This window comes from Shewanella sp. 1311 (assembly GCF_059338235.1).
In genome coordinates, this window is record NZ_CM181686.1 from 1135333 (window position 1) to 1155862 (window position 20530).

Sequence of the window (20530 nt, forward strand, 5' to 3'; positions counted from 1 at the left end):
AAATTTACGTTTCAGCAGGATAAACGCTCGTTTAATTCCATTTTCGCATTACTTAAAAATTTTATATTTTGCAATAGCTTATAAATACAACGAACGATTGATTTTCATGGGTTAACCATCAAAAAGCGCTCTCCTATACCCATACAAAAATGATAGTCTTATCACATAACAAGCTTACCCCAATGAGAGTAAGCGCAAGAAAATTAGCGTCTAACACCGCGACACTGAACCCCAATAAACCATATCGGCCCTGAATGGACACACTAAATGAGCCAGAGTAACGCATCTGCCAACAGAACACTGAATGCACAGAGATCAGATCAAGAAATTCGCTTAACACCGCAGGACGAACTCATTTCCACCACCGACACTCGCGGTGTTATCACATACGTTAATGCCCGTTTTGCCGAAGTCTCAGGCTATAGCGCCCAAGAGTTAGTCGGCAGTGCCCACAATATGGTTCGTCATCCCGATATGCCAAGCGCCGCCTTTAAAGAAATGTGGGAAAAGCTTAAGTCGGGCCAATCTTGGCGCGGCATAGTGAAGAACCGCTGTAAGAATGGTGGCTTCTATTGGGTCGATGCCTTTGTCTCGCCATTGTTTGAAAACGGCACTATTGTCGGTTATCAATCGGTGCGTATTCAGCCTCAGGCCGCCTACGTCAGCAAAGCAAATGAGATATACCAAAGACTTAAACTGGATAAATCCATTTCTAAGCCCTTAAGCTTAATGCATAAACGTATCCTCTCAGCGGTTGTCGCCTCGACAGGCTTACTGATCGCAGGCTACTTTTGGGGCTGGGGCGTGATTATCGCGGGGGCAGTTTTGATGAGTTTAAACTTGGCTATTTTCTACGATGAGGCCTTTCGTATTCCCGCTAAACTGATTGAAATGCAAACCAAATACGACTCTATCAGTCGTTACATCTACTCGGGTGCCGATACGTCTTCTATCCTCGATTTCCAGCTCATCATGCTGCAAGCCAAAATGAATGGCGTACTGGGACGCACACAAGATCAAGCCAATCAATTGCACGCAATTGCCGATCAATTAGTGGTCGCGACCGAGCAAACCTATGTCAGCCTAGATCAAGAAAAAAGTCAATTAGAACAGCTCTCTGGCGCGATGGAAGAAATGAGTTCAACCATTACAGAAGTGGCGCAGAATACCCATCTCACGTCCACCAGCATCAATACCGCCTACGATCTTTGCCTTAAAAGCAGCGCCAATATGAAGGCCAATACTCAAAAAGTGGAACAACTGGCCAAGTCTGTTGCCGATGCCGCTAACAATGCCCATCAATTGAATAAAGAAGCCGAGCAAGTTGCTAATGCGATGGGCGAAATTGACTCCATCGCCGAGCAAACCAATCTTCTCGCCCTCAATGCGGCCATTGAAGCTGCCCGTGCGGGTGAACAAGGCCGTGGGTTTGCCGTGGTCGCCGATGAAGTGCGCGCGCTGTCGAGCCGAACCCAACTGTCGACCAACAGTATTTCAAAGAGTGTCGATAAGATGTTCACTATGCTCAACGCATGGGCCAAAGAAATGGAACAAAGCCGCCAACACGCGGAGCGCTGCGCTAGCGACATCCAACTGTCCGCCGACAATGTGAATACCCTTTACCAAGAAGTGAGTGATATCCACACCTTTGCCCAGCAAAATGCGGTCGCAGCGGATCAACAGCGTCAAGTGGTCAACGAGATTGCCAGCAACATACACTCAATCACCCATTCAAGCGCGGAGAACTTGGCCGCGACCCATCTGATTGGTGATGCCGCCCATCTGCTTAAGCACAATGCCGAGAAAGCCCTCGGCTTGAGACGCACTTTCGGTTAGTCATAAGTAAGATATAAAATGCCGCAGCCAAAACTGCGGCATTTTTCTATCGCGTTCATTTAGCCTGTTCTTTCCGTCAGCCCTAACTCAACCTTAAATCATACTCTGCTAAAAGCATATTCAATCCAGAGCTGATCCAACCCAGTGCTTGCAGGATTGGTCCTATCCCGCCTGAGCCGTCGCTAAGGCTTTTATCTCTTGGCGATAAAATGATGCAGATAAAATGCCAAAACACTAAAAAGTTCAGGTTTTAACCGAAATTTTTGCTATACTCCGCGCCCGCCATTTTTCTTATAAAATCTGTGTGGAAGAATGAGCCAGTCGGCACGCCTCTCTCCTTAGTCGAGTAAATAATAGAGGCTCGCGGTGCTTGAATGTTTGAATAAGTGAACGATAGGAATCCAAAATGAGATTTGAATCTTTTAGTTTTTCCCCCGAGATTTTGCGCGCTATCTCAGATTGCGGTTATCAACAAATGACGCCTATTCAGCAGCAAGCGATACCTGCTATCCGCCGCGGCCAAGATGTCTTAGCCAGTGCCCAAACCGGTACGGGTAAAACCGCCGCTTTCGCGCTGCCGATCCTGCAAAAGATGGTTGAAAATCCAAGCGAAACGTTAAAGTCGAATGCCCGCGTATTAATTCTTACGCCGACCCGTGAGCTTGCAGCTCAAGTGGCTGACAACGTTACGGCTTACTGCAAGTACTTAAACTTCAGCGTGTTAACCATTTATGGTGGCGTAAAGATAGAAACTCAAGCGCAAAAGCTGAAACGCGGCGCCGATGTGATTGTTGCCACCCCAGGTCGCTTACTTGAGCACCTTACCGCCTGTAACTTAAGCCTGTCGAACGTCGACTTTTTAGTCCTAGACGAAGCCGACCGTATGTTAGACATGGGCTTTAGCGCCGATATTCAAAAGATCCTTCAAGCGGTCAATAAGAAACGTCAAAACCTGTTGTTCTCGGCCACTTTCTCTAGTGCGGTGAAAAAACTCGCCAACGACATGATGGTTAAACCGCAAGTGATCAGCGTTGATAAGCAAAACACGACGGCCGATACGGTTAGCCAAGTGGTTTATCCGGTTGAACAACGCCGTAAACGTGAACTGCTGTCTGAGCTAATCGGCAAGAAAAACTGGCAACAGGTATTGGTATTTACCGCGACCCGTGATGCCGCCGATACACTAGTCAAAGAATTGAATTTAGATGGGATCCCATCTGAAGTAGTCCACGGTGATAAAGGCCAAGGCAGTCGTCGCCGCGCCCTGCGTGAGTTTGTGGCAGGTGATGTACGCGTACTGGTTGCCACCGAAGTTGCCGCCCGTGGTCTGGATATCCCAAGCCTTGAATACGTAGTTAACTATGACTTACCTTTCCTCGCCGAAGACTATGTCCACCGTATCGGTCGTACAGGCCGTGCGGGTAAAACTGGCGTAGCCATTTCATTTGTGAGCCGCGAAGAAGAACGTACCTTAGCCGATATCGAAAAACTGATCGGTCAACAAATTCGCCGCGTCACTGTGCCAGGTTATGAAGTGGGCAGCCGCGAATTGCTGTTAAAGCAATTGCAAACCCGCCGTAGCTTTGCCAAGAAACAACAAAGAACCGACAATGTCGGCGCTCAAGTTACTGCTGAGAAAAACATGCAAGGCCGCCGCGTAAAAATGAAGGTGGGTCAAGCACCTAGCAAAGCGAAAAAGCTTAAGTAATCGCTAAAACGGGCGTTGTAAAACGCATAGCGTTTAACACCATCCCACGTGTTTTAGTGAAATCGGCCACAACAACTGTTGTGGCCGATTTTTTTATGCCCAATTCGATAAAGCACTGCCCACTTTAACCAACAGCAATCCTTTATTGATAACAAAAAGACCATAACGCGGGGAACAAACTCAGCAGCGTCGCCCCCGCGAGCAATCGCTCACGTCCGTTAAGCTTTTTACCATCGACAACTTGGCGGCGACTGTAGAGAAACAAGAGTAACCCGGGGCCGTAAAGTAGCAAGGACAGCAACAGATACTCGACACCTGCGGCATAGAGTAACCAGAGTCCATAACCGCTCGCCACCAGCGCCACGATTCTCATCAGCCCATTGCCCTGCCCACTCAAAGAAAGCTTCAACAGGAACAGTCCAATCAATAGATAAGGCACTAAAATCATCGACGTAGAAATGAGCAGCAGATTGGTATACCCCTTACCCAGCAGCCATACCAGTATCAAACAAAACTGCACTGTTAAGCTAGATAACCAGAGGGAAGCGATCGGCGTGCCATTGCGATTCTGCCGCAAAAAGATGGCAGGGAAAGCACCATGGCGGGCTGCGCTGAAAGGCACCTCTGCCGAGAACAGGGTCCAACTCACATAGGAGGCCAGCACAGAAACAATAAGCCCGGCACTGATCAGCGCCTTACCCCAAGAGCCGCTCATGTGCCCCATCAGTCCCGCCATAGAGGGATTAGGCAGTGCTGCAAGTTCAGGACGAGCTAAAATCCCCAGCGCTAACACAGAGATAAGCACATAAAGTAGTAGCGCCAGCACGACGCCAAGGACAGTCGCCGTGCCCACATCCCGCTTATTTTTGGCACGCGCCGATAACACAGCCGCACCTTCGATACCGGTAAACACCCAAAGCGTGATCAGCATAGTGTTACGCACTTGTTCAGACACTGGCACAGCTAAAGTGCTGGCCGCTTGGTCCTGAGCAAAAGTCACAGGGTCAAAGTAATAGCAGGCAAACAGTACGAACAGCAATAACGGCAAACTCTTGGCTAATGTCGCCACCAGATTGAACATCGCCGCCTGCTGTACGCCGCGGGAGACCAACCAATGCACCGCCCACAAAATGCACGACTCACCGATAAAAGCGGCCAGCGTATTGCCCTCGCCAAACCAAACTTGCTGCGGCGTATCGACAAAGCTGCCAAGGGCAGCAAACGCAATCACTAAATATCCCACCACGCCGATGGTGGCGCAAAGCCAGTAGCCCCAAGCAGAAAAAAAGCCCACAAGCTCACCAAAACCGGCTCTCGCGTAGGTATAAATGCCGCCATCAAGCTCAGGCTTCAAGCGCGAAAGATAGAGGAAACTCGCAGCCAATGCCAAGATGCCCACACCAGTGATCCCCCAGCCAATCAGCACAGCTCGAACACCCGCCACTTCGGCCATGTTTTGCGGCAGGCTGAAAATCCCAGCACCTACCATAGAGCTGAACACTAGGGCTGTGAGTGACCAGAGACCTATCCTGTTCTCTTTCATACAAAATCCTTAGCGCAAACGAGTAGAAAGTGCCTGAATGTGTTCGGGACCAATGCCGCAGCAACCACCGATAAGCGAAGCCCCTGCCTCGCGCCAACGCTCAGCCCAACCGAGATAATCGAGCGGCCCAAGATCGGCACGGATCTCATCCAGACCATCGTTAGCGGTCGCCTCTTTCGGCTGAGGAGGAAACGCATTGGCATAGGCACCGAGTCGAATATCGGCACGCCCCAGAGCACTTAATCTATCGCTGGCCACCTGTAATGCCGCCTCAATCACCTCAGGCTGACAACAGTTGAACAGAATCGCATCCACACCGACTGCTACTAACGCGTCGATAGCATCTGCCACCCGCTCACCGGAGCGAAGTGTCGGTTCGCTACCTAACGTCTCGTCCTCTAAGGTAAAAGAAACCCAAAATGGTTTGCCATCTTCTGGCAGCAAGGCCTTGATGGCTAAAGGCTCAGCAATCAAACTCATGGTTTCGGCTAACCAGAGATCGACACTGGGTGACAGCGCTCGAATGAGTGGGAGAGCCAGTTCACTCACCCTCGCGGCCTCAAATAAATCGGCACGGTAAGAGCCGAACAAGGGTGGCAATGAGCCCGCGACGCGAACCGCATTTGCGTGTTCATCCGCGACATCCCGTGCCAGTTTGCCCGCCAATGCAGCCAGTACTTCACCCTCGGCGGCAAAACGCTCATCGCCGATATGAAATGGCACGAGTGCATAACTGTTGGTGGTGATGACTTTGGCACCGCTGGCTACGTAGGCTTGATGTACCTCAGTCACGGTTTGCGGCGCTTCTATCAGGGCCAACGCCGACCACTCAGGCTGGCGAAAGGGTGCGCCCCGTCTTGCCAACTCACGCCCCATGCCACCATCCAAAACCCACAGTTGCTGCTTATCCATCTTGCTTACCTCAATCTTTTTATGCGACTTCGTTTTACTAAGGCACTCATAGTTAATGAGAATTCTGTTACCTAGCACCTTGCTGCGTTCGATGACGACAATGCATAGCTTCAGTGAGTACCTTAATAACTGCAAAACCATCTAGACGTTTAGATGGCTACAAAAAAATAACGGAATCTCGATTTAGCCGCAATCGATATCAGTAAAAAAACACGGATTAATCTCAAACTTGAATAAATGGATGCCGCTGCGCTACGAAAACATGTCCAGTTGACGGCAAGAGACGAGATATTGATGGGATCGTTGATGGAAGACATTGATGGAGGGCATGATGAGGGCATTGATGAATGATATTGCTGCGAAATGAACTAGAGAACCTAGAAGATGATGGCTAAAAAAGTGGAGAACAAGATGAGTGCCCTCCATGTCTTTGGATAATATGAGATTGGTATTTACCCAAGTCGTTTAACTATTTCCAGCCCTGCAACCAAAGGATTTCATCTTTTAAATCATGCCAGTTTATAGGTATAACTCGCTTTGACATCACAGCTTCAATTGAACATGAGATCACTAAGCCTTCCTCATCAAACTCAATCTCAGTGACTAAAAAATGTTTTTCTTTATTGGTCGGCTTAACGGCGGTCCACTTACTGTTGAGTAATTTCTTAGGGTTAATTTTATTCATCAAAACTCCGCATGATAGCTAATTTGCTGGGTTATGTAATAACTTCCGCTAATCCCCGTTCCTTTAGAGACTCGCTTAAGAGCGCCTTGGCCAATACGAACAATACAGCAAGACCGCGCAATGGCACTTACACAAAAAACACTTAAGCGAAGATCTCGCAAAAGAATATGACTTAAGCAACAAATTACACAAGCAGATCTCAGTACTAGGGCAGACAAAAGATAACTGTCGGTGCTTAGAAACGCAGCCATTGAAAGATAACGTTAGGAACGCCCATGTCAACCATACTAAAAACACTTTGCCTCGCAGGCACACTATTGCTCACTAGCTTTACGACTCTGGCGCAGCCCATTGCCAGAGATGAGTTTTCCATTAGTCCGCTGCTCAATGGTCAGCAAATTCCTAAGGTAAACTTGCAAGATATCAAGGGTAAAACCGTCGATTTAGCCGAGTTAACCCAGCAAAAACCGACCATCTTTTTCTTTTACCGCGGCGGCTGGTGCCCATTCTGTAACAATCAAATGGGACAGTTAAAAGCAATTGAGCCTGAATTATTAAAAATGGGCTTTCAATTAGTGGGTATTTCACCCGATACACCAGCTCAACTTAAGGCTTCGGCGGCAAAAAATGAGCTTAAGTATCTGCTGCTTTCCGATGAAAAAATGCTGGCAGCGCAAGCCTTTGGCTTAGCTTTTTACACAAGCGAAAAGGTCACAGAGATCTATACTTCGCGTCTTCATGTCGATAATCCAATGTGGACGACTCCCGAGGGAGCCAAACGTTTAGTCTTACCTGTGCCCGCCATTTATATTAGCGATGATAAAGGTTTGATTCATTTCCAATATGTGAATCCTAACTACAAGGTCAGACCCGCACCTAAACTGATCTTAACCGCCGCTAGTTTGGTGGGATCGCAAGAATAAATATCGGTTTATCGACCGCTTTGCTAAACTAGCTCCGCCGCAATCAATATCGTCCAAGTTCAAATAGATAACATCACTTCAGCCCGCGGCGGAGTCATAATGAATTCTCAAACCTATAACCAAGCTGTGCTCGAACTCGCCCTTGCGGGTCTTGCCGATTTAACCGCTTCAGCACAGACCAAGAAAGCCCAGCGCACTTCTGCGCAGGAAAGTCATTTTTTGTGTAATTGGATGGTCGAGTCCTTAAAGGAAAAACGCTTTTCTAAACTGGTAGCCGACGATCTCACGGCTTGGATACGTTTGGCTCGCAGCCAAGGTGCGGGCGCCGAACTCAAGCGTTTGCTAGAAAGGATAGTGCATCAATATCAAACAGTTGAGACATCAGAGCAAGCTTTAGGTACGGCATTAAATGCTATGATAGAAACTTTAAAGCAAGCCGAATGGTTGGTCTTTACTGACACTGAAATCAGCGCCAAGCTCAAACTCGATGGTGATGGCCAATCTAGCTTAGTCATTGATGCAAAAGAATTTAATCAACATATTAAAGATAATCAGTTGGTCAAACCAATCAACTTATATGTCCGCGCCGATGAACAGACGCTAACGCGTATCGCCCTATCCCATGGGTTATTGCTGAGCCAAGGCAATAAGAAAACCAGCTTGGTTAAGCACCATAAAACCTACCAAATTTTCCCGCATAATCAGCAGCCCGCCCTGTGTCAGCTATTGGCTTAGGTGTTATAGCGTAAAGTGTAATGGCGTAAAGGTGAAAACTGTTTAACTATGGCTGATGTGACTGATTGTGACCCAATAAACAATTTATTCACACAGTTTAGGTAGAATGACCATCGGATAGGCCTTGGCTAAAGCAGAGATAACAAGGATAAAAGCAATATGGTTAAGCGATGTTTGCAGTATAAACACTTAGTTCGATTTGCCTTGTTTGCCCTTTGCTTTACTCAACCACACGCCTATGCGGAGCAGCTCAAATACAATATCACTGGCTCCTATTCTTGGTATCCGTATTTTATCGGCGATCAAGCCGAGGCGCCGGGGATGATCACTGAGCTTATCCCGCTGATTCTATCCCTCGCTAAAATCGACGGTGAAATCCTCACACTGCCGCCAAAGCGCACTAATAACGCTCTGGAAACCGGTCAACTCGACTTTGATATCGTCAGCCCGAGTTGGTTTGAAAAGCAGGATTTGGGGCCGCTGTTTGTCAAATCCGCCCCCATAATGCAAATCACCGAATATGTGGTCACCCTGCCTGAAAATGTCAGTAAATATAAGGATATCGACCAGATAAAAGGTAAACAAATCGGGACAGTGCGCGGTTATTTATACCACGACGATAAGGACTTTATCCGTGCCGACTTTACCTCTGAGCAAGAGTTAGTCAAAGCCTTAGATAAACACAGAGTCGATGCGATTATTTCCGGTAATTATCCAGCCTTGTATTGGTCGACTCAGTTGCGGATCCCTGTCGCCTTTGCGGCGGTGCATTCCGATGGAGACTTAGTGTTTAGGTTACGTAAGGAACATGCCGATTTGCTGCCTGCCATCAATCAAGCGATTGCGACCCTAAAAGCCAACGGTAAGATTGATGCGATAGTCAAAAAATACACCCAAACACTGACAAGCTGAGCCTATGCTCATGCATTGGCGTTATTAAGAGCACAGTTACAGCTTGGGCTTAGCTCAATCGTTTTCTTTCGTTGTAACATCATCAGCATGCCATCTGTCCACATTTCCCGTCATCAATAAAAAAGCGCCCGCAGGCGCTTATCGATACTGATCCAAGGTTGATCAACACTTATCAGTGTTGATCAATAGAATCAGCTTAATGTCAGTTTGACCATTCACAGGGATCGTAATTGGCGAGGACGGCGGCATAGCTGTGGCTCAGTCCTTGAGTCGAGTAGTAGTAACCTTTGCCCTGTTTATCCACGGCATAATGGATATCTTCCGCCCCAAGCTGCTGCGGCAATTGCTCACGCACATTGGCTAATTGGGGCTCATCATAAAGATAGGGGGCAAAAGTCAGCACGCTCTCCTGATACACCTCAGTATGGCGGCAACTATTGCGGCGAATTTGAGCTATGATGGCCTCAAATGCATCACCGCGCTCCAGTGCTAACCATTGCTCAGCATAGCGCTCAACGATACTTCTGTCGGAATAGAAAAAATGCCGCTTATCCGACAAACGCATCTGCACATCCGCATAAGCCTCATCGAGGATCAACTGAATATAACCCGCAACCGTTTGCTTATTATCCCATTCCAGCCCAGCCACAGCGGCAATTTGCTCCGCCGTGACTAAACGTCCGTGTTGGCTAAATACTCGGATATAACCGACGAGTTCAATCATTTGTTCACTCATAATGTCCAATCATAGTGTTCACTCATAATGTCCTGTCATAACGCCAATCATAGTGCCCAGTCATAGTGCCCAACTAGAGTGTTCAAGCGGGTAACAAGCCTCGCGCCGCTAATTTGTCGGCGACAAAGCCCAGGCTAAACTTGTCGAGCGTGGCCCGCGTTGGCGCTCCCGTTTGAATGTCCCAACCAAAGGCTTCGTAGAACATGTCCAGCGAGGTTTGCATGTCGGCGCGGTCCATCTTGATGGTGCCCTCTTCGCCAAAGTTTTTGTCTGGGTCCATATCGTAAACCCAGTCACTGAGCACATCGTGCTCTTCACGCATATTGCCCTCATTCATCTGCAACATGGTTAAGGCGCGGTGCAGATGCAAGACTCTTTCCGCCTTGAAATCTAACTCAGTTTCACTGGTTTCAATCCCTGTAACTAGGCTGAACATTTGCGATTCTATGGTGCTATCGCCTTCATAATTACGGTTCTTATCGGGCGATGCCAAAAGCGGGAACATCCAATTACACAGTGTCAGCGAGTCATGCAGCACGTTTTTCACTAAAGACCACTTAGCAAAACGAACCTTAGCGGCATTAATCGGGGTATACCAGCTCACCTTATCAAAGGCGCCCTCGCCCCATTTTTTCTCGGCGATAGCGACTGTCATATCGTGGGGTAACCCACTATTAACTATGTTGATGTGTGAATGGCACTGGGCATCGCGGTTAAAGACGACGTTGATTAAGGTGCCCACCTGACCTGCAGTTTCACTCGCATGGTGCACGGCGGCGTTGGTTTTTCGGTTAAAGACCTTAGTTTTACTCTCTTTATGTATGTCCCAATACCCTAATGCGGGGTTTGTGCCATCCAATCCCCAACGCGCGATTAAGTCATATAAGCCATCCGCCATATGGGAAATTTCGCCTTCTTTGTAGGCAATGCGGCGATAGAAATCGATTAAGAAGGCAGGATCTTGATTATCCCAAAGTGCCCAAGGAATGCTGTTGTATTCCTCTTCTGGCAATAAATCCTTGAACATATCGTGTGTTTTTAAAAACTTAAAGATATGAGAAATCAAACCATAGTTACACCAAATGCCGTAGTCATCGAGGATCTGTGCCCCCAAGGCTCCCGCCATTGCATGTGCTTCAGAGCCGTTTGTAGTGCCCATCAAATACTGAGGCACGAGGAATCCCATACAGACGTTGGCAATATGCTCGGTTTTACGACCATATTTACTCTTCAGTTCAGGGACTTTAAGCTCGCAGAAACAACGTATTGGGCATGAATGGCAACCGCCAGTGCGCTTCATCCACTTGTTGGCATATTCGACGCCTATGTAGCTTTCGGCCATCGAAGTGCGAAACCCAATACGGTTACGCTCATTCCAAGGCACTTCGCCTAAATCGATTTCTTGATCGGCGGCGCCCCACTTAAGGCCAGGTCGTGATTTCCAGCGACTAATAGGGGCTGAGTACTCGGCCCAAGATTGCGGCGTAGAAGGCACGACACCATTATTATTGGCGCCGATAATCCCTAAAATATGATCATCTAAAGCACGCATCTTTTCATTATTGGCGGCAATTTTGACGGCGCCGGTACCGATAATGCCGATCCCTTTACAATTTTTTGAGCCCATAACTGAGCCATGACCACCCGCAGAGTGTCCGCCCTGAGTCATGATGACAGACAGCGGCACTTGATTTTCACCCGCTTGGCCAATGGCCGCCACTTGTGCATTGGGACCCATCATTTGCGCTATCATGGCGTGGGTATCGAATATGCCTTTGCCCCATAGCGCATCGGCAGGTTCAATGGTGACCTTGTCATCGACAATTTTTAGCCACACAGGGCTCGCCGCTTTGCCTTCAATTGCAATCGCATCGAAGCCGGCAAATTTCATTGCAGGTGAAAAATGGCCACCAAAGTGACCGTCGGCAATAAGGTGTTTTTCAATCACCGGACTACGGGAAGTAATCGTTGTTCGTCCAGTACAAATCACGCCTGAACCCGTTAATGGCCCCGCAGAGAAGACAATAATATTCTCAGGATCGATTGCCTTTATATTGTCCTTATGACCATCCCACAATATTTTATAGCCAATCCCCATGCCACCAATATAGTCATAATATTTTTCTATGGGATCATACGAAATCGTATTTGTCGTTAAATTAACTCTAAGGACTTTTCCTGCCCATCCACCAATTATATTACTCATAATATCTCACCTCGATTCAAGAAACTAAGCCGGTATATTTTTCATATTGTTCTAATGCAGCTTCGGCTTCATCCCAAGGATAAAATTTAATTGCCCCAGTAGGACAAACTTGAGCACAAGCAGGCTGGCCATTGCATAAATCGCATTTCACGGCTTTCATTTTACTGCGGACGACTTTAATCACTTGCTGCGGACATTTATCCGCACAATAACCACATCCAACACAGAGTTCTTCATCAACCACTTTGGCGCCAGTTAGCGGGTTGGTTGAAATAGCCTGTTGCGGGCACACTTGTGTACAAACTTCACATTGGCGGCAAGTGGCAGGAATTATGGTCCCATCACCGCATTCGCCATGCTGTATGTGATAGTTGAATTGCATGCCATGCGGGCCGAAGTTCATGTTATGTTCGACTTTTACGCGCGCCAGCGTTGGACTACTGTCACCCTCGTGGTTCCAGCTGCAGGCAATCTCGCAGCGTCGACAACTCACACACACCACAGGGTTGACCACCATTAAACCACCGGCCATGACTTCTACGACTTCCTGACTGTCATTGTCGCTGCCACAACCGGTAAGAAAGCTAATCAGTGTCCCGTGATATACAGTACCGACAGCAACGCCCATACTGCTTTTAAGTATTCCTCTTCTGGTAATCATATTCGATCCTTTATTAGTCAAAGCAATATAATTAAAATATGCATACACTTTGATTCCCGACAATTTATGCTAGAGTAATATCTATTATTATTTTACGTCTGCGTCACACTTACCCAAATTGGGGCAGTATTAGATCAAGTTACACGACTTGTGTCTGACTAACGCTTTTAAGAATTAACAATTAAATATATCGAAAATTAAAATAATGATTTAATTCAAACTACCTCAATATAATTAATCAAAAAGGTTTAAAAGCGGTTAATTAACTGCCACTCAACGCATAACTCAGTTAATATCTAAAACGCATACATTCCGATTAGAGTCCCGACAGAATCTAATTAAAAAGGAATGGAAAATGATGAACACGAATAACCGTTCTCAATGGAAAATCTTTACGCCAATTGCTGTTGCAGTCTGTCTGATGACCGCCTGTTCCGATGGTGAAGAGGGTAAAGAAGGCCCACCTGGAATTGTGAGTATCAGCATAGAACAGGCCGATACTCTTAAAGCGACAATCGAAAAAGTCGCTATCGATGCGCAAACTCAAGTGCAGGTCGATTTCTTTCTCAGTAACGCCAATGGCATTGCCGTCACTGGACTAGAAAATCTTAAGGAGCTCGACACCTTAGGCTTTGGTATCGCCAAGCTTGCACCGCCGCAGGCGCACTATCACATCCCTCAAGCCACAGCTAACGCTGCGGCGCAGAATAGCGCTGTCACAACGAGTGAGACCGCCAGTACGACAGATGCCGCATTGCAATGGACCAGCTACATCAACAACCAAGTGGAACCTGCGACCAATGCTCAGCCCAATGCCGTAACACAATTCCAAGCGGGCATTGAAAGCAGCTGTAAAGCGGCGTGTTTAACCTCGTTAGGCGCGGGTATTTACCGTTATACCTTTAGCAAACCTCTGACGGCTTATCCGCAATTTGCGGGGCTCGATACCCAATACACGCCAGAACTGACCCACAGGATTTACCTAGAACTCAAACCGTTAGCCAATAGCCCAATCGACACTCAGTTGATCAACAGCGTATACGACTTTGTTCCCGCCACGGGACAAACCGTCGCAGCGGACATGGGCCGAAAGGTCATCGCACCTGAGCAAGCCTGTTTTCGTTGCCATAATGCCGATTTGGCCAATGCCGATACCCGTCTTTTGATGCACGGTAGTAAACGTTTTGCCTTTGAGGGCTGCGTGGTGTGTCACACGACTTATTCTGGCGATCCTGAAACTGGTAACAGCTTAGATATGGCGACATTGACGCACCAAATTCACCAAGCTAAATATCAAATCGTCGGCCACAAGGGACAGTTATATGACTTCTCCAATGTGACCTTTCCCGGCGACATGAACCAGTGCCAGCAATGTCATATCGCTGACGCAGCGGCGCAAAGCAGCAATTACAATATCCCCAGTAAAACCGCCTGCCTTGACTGCCATAAAGCGCAAATTCCCGCCGACTGGAATGGCACTGTCGCGGGGTTATTCCATAATAAGGAGATTTTTGCCAAGCCATGGGCACTCAGCTGTAGCGGCTGTCACCCCGATAGCAATAATCCCCAAGGTGTCGGGCTATTTCACAATGCCGCAGTGAACACGGCCGCTAAACTAGCGAGCGATTACCAAGTTCAGTTACTGAGCTCGCAGCTCAGTGTTGAGGCGCAAACTCTAGTCGTCACACTGCAAGTGCAGCAACTTGACCAACTTCCCGCTACTCAAGCCATGATTAAATCTTTCTGGTTAATTGCCGCGGGTGAAACCAATCATACCGACATGCCAGTTAATAATGGCCAGCGTAAAGTGTGGGATTTATTGGCAAACACGAGCGATGTTGCCTTAAACATCACGGCGCCCAATCAGTTAACGGTCACTATATCTAACTTATCGACTGCTGACTTTGGCGATCTGAGCCAATCTAAGCTCTACAGTAAATTGGTGCTCTGCGCTGATAAGAACACTGGCTTTGCCATTGACTGTAATATCGCCAATCACAATGTGAACCTCAGCGCGTTGAATACGCTCACCCTGCAAGGTCAAACGGTTACGGCAAAGGCTAAGGTCGATGAACAAGCTTGTCGCCAATGTCATGATCAAGGCTTAGAGGACAGAGTTCTGTCGGCGCATCAGATGAGGGGGATTTTTGAGCCCACTAGCAGCTGCGGCACTTGTCATGCACCGCAAACCGCAACCGCGCTCACAGATGGGCAATGTCAAAGCTGCCACAGCAATGATGCAATCATGTATCTCAATGCAGGCATAATGCATACTCCCGGTGCCGACCAAATCAAGCCCTATCGCACCATCAACAATACCTTGAGCTACAGGGAATTAGTGCATTCACTGCACGCGGGAACCCGTACTGTCGTCGGTTTTGATAACCCACGCCCAGAACTCACCTACCCTAATGCGAAAAACAATTGCAGTGTTTGCCACAGTGCAAGACAGCTGGATCTCGCGGGACTGAGTGCAGAGCAATCCCTGTTAGTTGCCGCACCCGATGCGGTCAACAATGGCCAAATTGCCGAGTATTCGCCAACCTTAGCAACCTGCGCCGCCTGTCATACACAAACAGATAGCTTAGTGGTTCATGCACGTGGCTTTGGTGGGGTTTATCAAAGCGATGCCAGCGGAGGGCGAATTTACCAAGCGGGGCAAGAATCCTGCGCCATCTGTCACGCCGAGGGTCGCTCATCGGGTGTCGATAAGGTGCACCAATAGGCTGGTAGATTTTATCTCGCCCAAAAACAAAACCGCTCGCAATAATGCGAGCGGTTTTATTTAATCAGGTTGATTTATCAAGCTGATTTATCGTGCTGATTTACCAAGCCTTGACTCAGTGCTGACTTCACTCAGCGCAAAAGCTTACTTGGCGGATTTAATCTCATAAAGCTAATCTCATAGGGCTAACCTCATAGAGTTCGCTAAGTCGACCTTACAGCTTAGGCACGCTTTGACTCTCGACCACATGCGTTTGGCTGTAATCTTTAAGCTCTGCATGAGACGACTTCACACCACTTAACGCCTCGGCGGTTAACGTATTATTGCCGTTCAATAAATCATTCAAGGTGCCAGTATCACCGTTCACTAAGCCCAGCTCTCTGAGCATGGCATCAACCACCGGCGCATTAGCGCGATAGTTTAATGCGGCACTGGTGACTTGCTCGGCAATACCACCTTGATGGTGAGCGCCTTCGCCACCCGCGGCAAATTGATTGCCAGCGCCATAGCCTTGAAGAATTTTAATGCCTTCGATGTTTTCCAACGGTTTAACGGCTTGTGCCACAATTTCAGGCAACGCTTTTAAAATCGCGAGGGATTTTTGCAGGGCAATTTGCTCATCACTCAAGACGTTTTCAGCTTCGTAAAGTGCTTGCTTACCCGCAGCTTCAACGGCATAGACTTTCTCATCTGCTTCGGCCTGCAGTTTTTTCGCATCGGCGCTAGCGCGCGCTTCAATCAAAATCGCACTCGATCTGTCTTCAGCGGCACGTTTCTCGGCTTCGGCTTGTACAGTTACACCTACCGCATCACGCTCAGCTTCTTTACGGGCATCAATCACTTCAATCTCTTTGCGACGATTCGCTTCGGCCACTTGGCGCGCTGTGATTACCGCTTCTTCTTTCTCAACTTTCAGTTTTTCGGCTTCAGCAGCACGGGCACGGGCAGCTGATTCTTCTTCAGATTTAGCCGCAACCGCAATGCGTTTTTCCTGCTCAGAAACTTCGATATCCCTTTGCTGTTGAATGCGCGATTGCTCAATCGACTTATATTTTTCAATCTCGCGGGTTTCGATGTCTTTCGTCTTTTCGATTTGAGCCGTTTCGATAGCGCGTTCTTTAGCAATTTCGGCTTCGCGTTCTTCACGGGCCTTATTTTCTTTCTGCTTAATGATTTCCGCTTTTTGATCGGCGCGTTTAAATTCCAAAGACTGTTGCTGGATCAGGCGTGCTTCTTCTTCCGACTTTTCAATCTCTAGGGATTCTTTTTCGGCTTCGAGGTTACGTTGCTCGATCTTAATCCGGTTATCCTGTTGGATATCGTTGGTTTCTTTACGTTTCTCTTCAATGATTTTCGCCAGACGAGCACGACCTTCTGCATCGAATGCGTTGTTTTCATTGAAGAACTGCAAATCAGTTTGATCAAAACCCGTTAACGAAACCGACTCGAGTTCGAGACCGTTTTTCTCCAGATCGTTAGCCACGTTATTTTGCACACGTTGCACAAAATCGGCACGCTGCTCATGCATTTCTGTCATGGTCATTTCAGCGGCAACGGCGCGGAGTACGTCAACAAACTTAGACTCCATCAGCTTTTTAAGCTCTTCAACGCGGTTTGTGCGCGTACCTAAGGTTTGCGCCGCCATCGAAATACCATCGGAATTTGGGGCAACTCGTAGGTAGAAGTCGGCCTTCACATCGACACGCATTCTGTCTTTAGTGATCAGCGCATCTTTCTGAGTTTTTTCCACTTCGATACGCAGGGTATTCATGTTGACCGAAATGGTTTCATGCAGCACTGGCAGTACGATAGCGCCGCCATCTTTAATGATTTTCTCACCGCCAAAGCCGGTACGCACAAAGGCCATTTCTTTGGTTGCACGTTTATATAACTTGGCAAAAATTAACCCGATCACGATAAAGCCAAGTAACACCATACCGGCAACGAGCAAAATAAAACTACCGGATGAACCGATATCAGTTAACACATCCATTTGATTTCCTTTCAATTGATTTATGGCTGGGGACGATTAATTATCAAAACGCGTAGCAGACCAGACACGGCCTTCACGCTTAAGTAGCACTACTTGAGTGCCAGAGGCAAACTCGATGCCCGAGGTTTCAGGCTCGACTAAGACGTAATGTTTTTGTTGGTGTTTATCACGCACAACGGCTTCGGAAGGCATGCCTTTGATGGCGCAGCCTAAGGTAATAGTCGCGACATAGCCGCTCAAATCATCAAGCGAAATCGCGCTCGATTCATTTTTGGGCAGATGTTCGGCCAGCACTCGACCGAAATAACGGCAAGAAAAGGCACTCGCAACTATGGCTATGGGTAAAGTGAACAATTGCGGCAGTAAAAGGCCAGCGACATTGAAACTGATAAAATTGACGATATAACCCGCTATCGCAAAACTGGTCAGCGCGAGCACAAACCAAATCAATAACGGCAGTCGATTGAGGCACAGCCAACCGGCAATGCCAGTAAGTCCGCCGGGGCTCACATCTGCGTCATAATCCGCATCGATAGGCACCCATTGGTCTAGCGCACTCATCATGCTTAAGCCAATGACTAACGCGAAGGCTTCAAACACACCGAGGGCCAGAACACAGGCAAAAGCTATGGTGTAAGGTAAATTAGGCTGTTCAACTAAAAACGCCCACATAGTCATCTCCTTGAACAATACAGCATTCCATTTATTTCACTGTAATTATCGACTTATGCGCCACAGAATAGCAAGCCAAGCCTTATTTCCAAACTAAAAATTTACCCTAAAATGGATTTTCACTGTAACCCTGCTGCGCCAAAATAGCGTGGGCTGTCATCGCCGATAATGCCATATCAACACCAGGTAATAATGAGGTATTGGTTAAATCAAAATAAGCGGCGCTCTGTCCGCAGATATAAAACTTCACGCCGTGATCAACCAGAGCCTTAACCAAAGTGCGATTGGCGTTTACGGCACCTGAATGCTGCTTGGCATAAAAAACATCATCTGCTAAATCGCTAATACCGCCACCGTGCACCACCATAGCCAGTTCGATATCCGTTTCTTTAACGCCTGCCGCCACATGCATATTGATAAAACGGGCTAAACTTTCGAGCTGACGATTCGTCTTGCCCACATCGGCCGCCTTACTCATATCAAAAGCCACTTTAAACTTCATGCCCTTAGGAATGGCCATCATGCTGTCGACTTTGGCAATCTGACCAAACTCAGGAATAGCAGGCCCTGCAACAAATTTATCGGCCCCCGCCTGCGCCGTCGAAGCGATAGCGGCAAGGGTCAGGCACAGCGCGGCCTTTAGCGTTTTAGTGCTATATGATTTTGACTTCATTGTATTATCATCCTGTTATTGTTATTTATTCGCGCAGGTTTTATGCGCCAGAAGGGAAATCCCATGGGCACACCTAAGACTAAAGTACCAACGCCAAGTTACGACAAACTGACGGCACATTTCCAGAAAATTTCTCACTTTGAACATTTCAGCGCTTTGGCTGACTGGGATCAAGCGGCCATGATGCCCATGGGCGGTGGTCCAGACCGCGGCGATGCAATGGCAGAACTGGCGCTGCATATCCACGGTCTCAAAACCTCAGCCGCCTTAGCCGAGCACTTACACGGCGCGGCGGACGAATCTCTCTCAACAGAGCAAGAAGCCAATCTGCGGGAAATACTGTACCAGTATCAACAGGCCAACTTAGTGCCAGGCGACCTAGTACAAGCCAAAACCAAGATGGCCTATCAATGTGAGAATGCGTGGCGCGAGCAGCGTAAAAATAATGATTGGCTGGGCTTTAAGCCCAATCTAAAAGCGGTCATCGACCTTGCCAAGGAAGAAGCGCAGATCCGCGGCGAAGCGCAAAATATCACACCCTATGACGCCTTGCTTAATAAATTTGAACCGGGAATGACCACGGCAAAGCTGGAACAAACCTTTGGCGGCCTGAAAGATTGGCTACCGACACTCATCCAAGAAGTGCTGGCTAAGCAGGCAAACGAACCAAAGCTTGTGCTCAATGGCCCCTTCGATATCAGCGCGCAGCAAGCCCTTGGCCGTGACGTCATGGCGTTTTTAGGGTTTGACTTTAATCACGGCAGGCTGGATATGAGTAGCCATCCATTTTGTGGCGGCGTGCCAAGCGATGTGCGGATAACGACCCGCTACAATGAGGCCGATTTCAGTAGCGCAATCATGGGCATAGTTCATGAAACAGGCCACGCCAGATACGAGCAAGGTTTACCTCAAGCGTGGCGCGGTCAACCCGCTGGGCTTGCACGTTCTATGGGCGTCCACGAAAGCCAAAGTCTATTTTGCGAAATGCAGCTTGGGGCAAATCCGGCATTTTTACGTCAGTTGCAGCCTAAAATCGCGCAGCATCTTAACTGTCATTTCAGTGCCCAAGAATTAGCGCAACATTATACCCGCGTAAATCCCGGACTTATTCGCGTCGACGCCGATGAAGTCACCTATCCTTGCCACATTTTGCTGCGGTTTGAGGCGGAAAAAGCCTTTGTCGACGGCAGCTTAACCGTCGATGATTTACCTGATTTTTGGTCGACGCAGATGCAACAATTACTGGGGATCAATACCGATGGCAATTATCGCGACGGCTGTATGCAGGACATCCATTGGGCTGTCGGTGAGCTAGGGTATTTCCCAAGTTACACCTTAGGCGCCATGTATGCCGCCCAATGTCGCTTTGCAATGGAAAAAGCCTTAGGGCCGATTGAAGCCCTAATCGACGCAGGCAAGTTGGACTCGGTATTCCAGTGGCTGCGCGAGCACATTTGGTCAAAGGGATCCTTGCTCACGACCGATGAACTGATCCGCCAAGCAACGGGCGAAACCTTAAATGGTCAATATCTTGAGCGTCACCTGCGCCAACGATATCTGGGCATTTAACCGCTGCTGACACTTAAAAGCGCTGAAAGCTCAGTTTATAC

At 48.0% G+C, this 20530-nt stretch carries 16 protein-coding genes; 7 read left to right on the top strand and 9 right to left on the bottom strand.

Annotated features, from left to right (window positions below):
* The first annotated feature begins 267 nt into the window (after positions 1–267).
* Together AC5YB3_RS05165 and AC5YB3_RS05170 are read left to right on the top strand one after the other, a co-directional pair.
* Complete coding sequence (locus AC5YB3_RS05165) at positions 268–1836, top strand: methyl-accepting chemotaxis protein (protein WP_494526696.1); 1569 nt, start codon at positions 268–270, stop codon at positions 1834–1836.
* Positions 1837–2242: 406 nt separating this feature from the next.
* A complete protein-coding gene (locus tag AC5YB3_RS05170) occupies positions 2243–3544 on the top strand; it encodes a DEAD/DEAH box helicase (protein ID WP_011847413.1) in 1302 nt (433 codons plus the stop codon).
* 142 nt (positions 3545–3686) lie between these two features.
* Here the strand turns inward: AC5YB3_RS05170 and AC5YB3_RS05175 are convergent, their stop codons facing one another.
* The 3 genes from AC5YB3_RS05175 to AC5YB3_RS05185 form a co-directional block, all read right to left on the bottom strand.
* Positions 3687–5087: a basic amino acid/polyamine antiporter gene (locus AC5YB3_RS05175; RefSeq protein WP_494526697.1), complete on the bottom strand. Its 1401-nt coding sequence runs from the start codon at positions 5085–5087 to the stop codon at positions 3687–3689.
* A 9-nt stretch (positions 5088–5096) separates the two neighbouring features.
* On the bottom strand, positions 5097–5999 hold the full coding sequence (locus AC5YB3_RS05180; protein ID WP_494526698.1) for a homocysteine S-methyltransferase family protein: 903 nt from the start codon (positions 5997–5999) through the stop codon (positions 5097–5099).
* Positions 6000–6468: 469 nt separating this feature from the next.
* A complete protein-coding gene (locus AC5YB3_RS05185; protein ID WP_494526699.1) occupies positions 6469–6684 on the bottom strand; it encodes a TIGR02450 family Trp-rich protein in 216 nt (71 codons plus the stop codon).
* A 275-nt stretch (positions 6685–6959) separates the two neighbouring features.
* Here AC5YB3_RS05185 and AC5YB3_RS05190 point away from each other — a divergent pair, with 275 nt between their 5' ends.
* From AC5YB3_RS05190 to AC5YB3_RS05200, 3 genes are all read left to right on the top strand, one after another.
* Entirely contained in the window at positions 6960–7607 is a 648-nt protein-coding gene (locus tag AC5YB3_RS05190) for a peroxiredoxin-like family protein (protein ID WP_006085757.1), read from the top strand.
* Positions 7608–7706: 99 nt separating this feature from the next.
* Positions 7707–8342 (top strand): DUF2913 family protein, encoded by a 636-nt coding sequence (locus AC5YB3_RS05195; RefSeq protein ID WP_012587120.1) that lies wholly within the window; start codon positions 7707–7709, stop codon positions 8340–8342.
* Between the two features lie 159 nt (positions 8343–8501).
* Positions 8502–9254 carry a substrate-binding periplasmic protein gene (locus tag AC5YB3_RS05200; protein WP_494526700.1) on the top strand — a complete coding sequence of 251 codons (753 nt, stop codon included), beginning with the start codon at positions 8502–8504 and terminating at the stop codon, positions 9252–9254.
* Between the two features lie 202 nt (positions 9255–9456).
* Here the strand turns inward: AC5YB3_RS05200 and AC5YB3_RS05205 are convergent, their stop codons facing one another.
* From AC5YB3_RS05205 to AC5YB3_RS05215, 3 genes are all read right to left on the bottom strand, one after another.
* The gene (locus tag AC5YB3_RS05205) at positions 9457–9978 is read right to left on the bottom strand and encodes a YdhW C-terminal domain-containing protein (protein WP_494527166.1); all 522 of its coding nucleotides are present in this window, start codon (positions 9976–9978) and stop codon (positions 9457–9459) included.
* A gap of 94 nt (positions 9979–10072) precedes the next feature.
* Positions 10073–12196: an aldehyde ferredoxin oxidoreductase gene (locus AC5YB3_RS05210; RefSeq protein ID WP_115334154.1), complete on the bottom strand. Its 2124-nt coding sequence runs from the start codon at positions 12194–12196 to the stop codon at positions 10073–10075.
* A gap of 16 nt (positions 12197–12212) precedes the next feature.
* Positions 12213–12857 carry a 4Fe-4S dicluster domain-containing protein gene (locus tag AC5YB3_RS05215; RefSeq protein WP_006085762.1) on the bottom strand — a complete coding sequence of 215 codons (645 nt, stop codon included), beginning with the start codon at positions 12855–12857 and terminating at the stop codon, positions 12213–12215.
* Between the two features lie 355 nt (positions 12858–13212).
* Between AC5YB3_RS05215 and AC5YB3_RS05220 the strand changes: the two genes are divergently transcribed.
* On the top strand, positions 13213–15582 hold the full coding sequence (locus tag AC5YB3_RS05220) for an OmcA/MtrC family decaheme c-type cytochrome (RefSeq protein WP_494526701.1): 2370 nt from the start codon (positions 13213–13215) through the stop codon (positions 15580–15582).
* A gap of 214 nt (positions 15583–15796) precedes the next feature.
* Here AC5YB3_RS05220 and AC5YB3_RS05225 read toward each other — a convergent pair whose 3' ends face one another.
* From AC5YB3_RS05225 to AC5YB3_RS05235, 3 genes are all read right to left on the bottom strand, one after another.
* Positions 15797–17575: a flotillin family protein gene (locus AC5YB3_RS05225; RefSeq protein WP_006082587.1), complete on the bottom strand. Its 1779-nt coding sequence runs from the start codon at positions 17573–17575 to the stop codon at positions 15797–15799.
* A 36-nt stretch (positions 17576–17611) separates the two neighbouring features.
* Positions 17612–18247 carry a YqiJ family protein gene (locus AC5YB3_RS05230; RefSeq protein WP_006085764.1) on the bottom strand — a complete coding sequence of 212 codons (636 nt, stop codon included), beginning with the start codon at positions 18245–18247 and terminating at the stop codon, positions 17612–17614.
* A 106-nt stretch (positions 18248–18353) separates the two neighbouring features.
* Entirely contained in the window at positions 18354–18920 is a 567-nt protein-coding gene (locus AC5YB3_RS05235) for a DsrE family protein (protein ID WP_494526702.1), read from the bottom strand.
* A gap of 63 nt (positions 18921–18983) precedes the next feature.
* On the opposite strand from AC5YB3_RS05235, the gene AC5YB3_RS05240 reads away from it, so the two are divergent.
* Entirely contained in the window at positions 18984–20489 is a 1506-nt protein-coding gene (locus AC5YB3_RS05240; RefSeq protein WP_494526703.1) for a carboxypeptidase M32, read from the top strand.
* Positions 20490–20530: the final 41 nt, after the last annotated feature.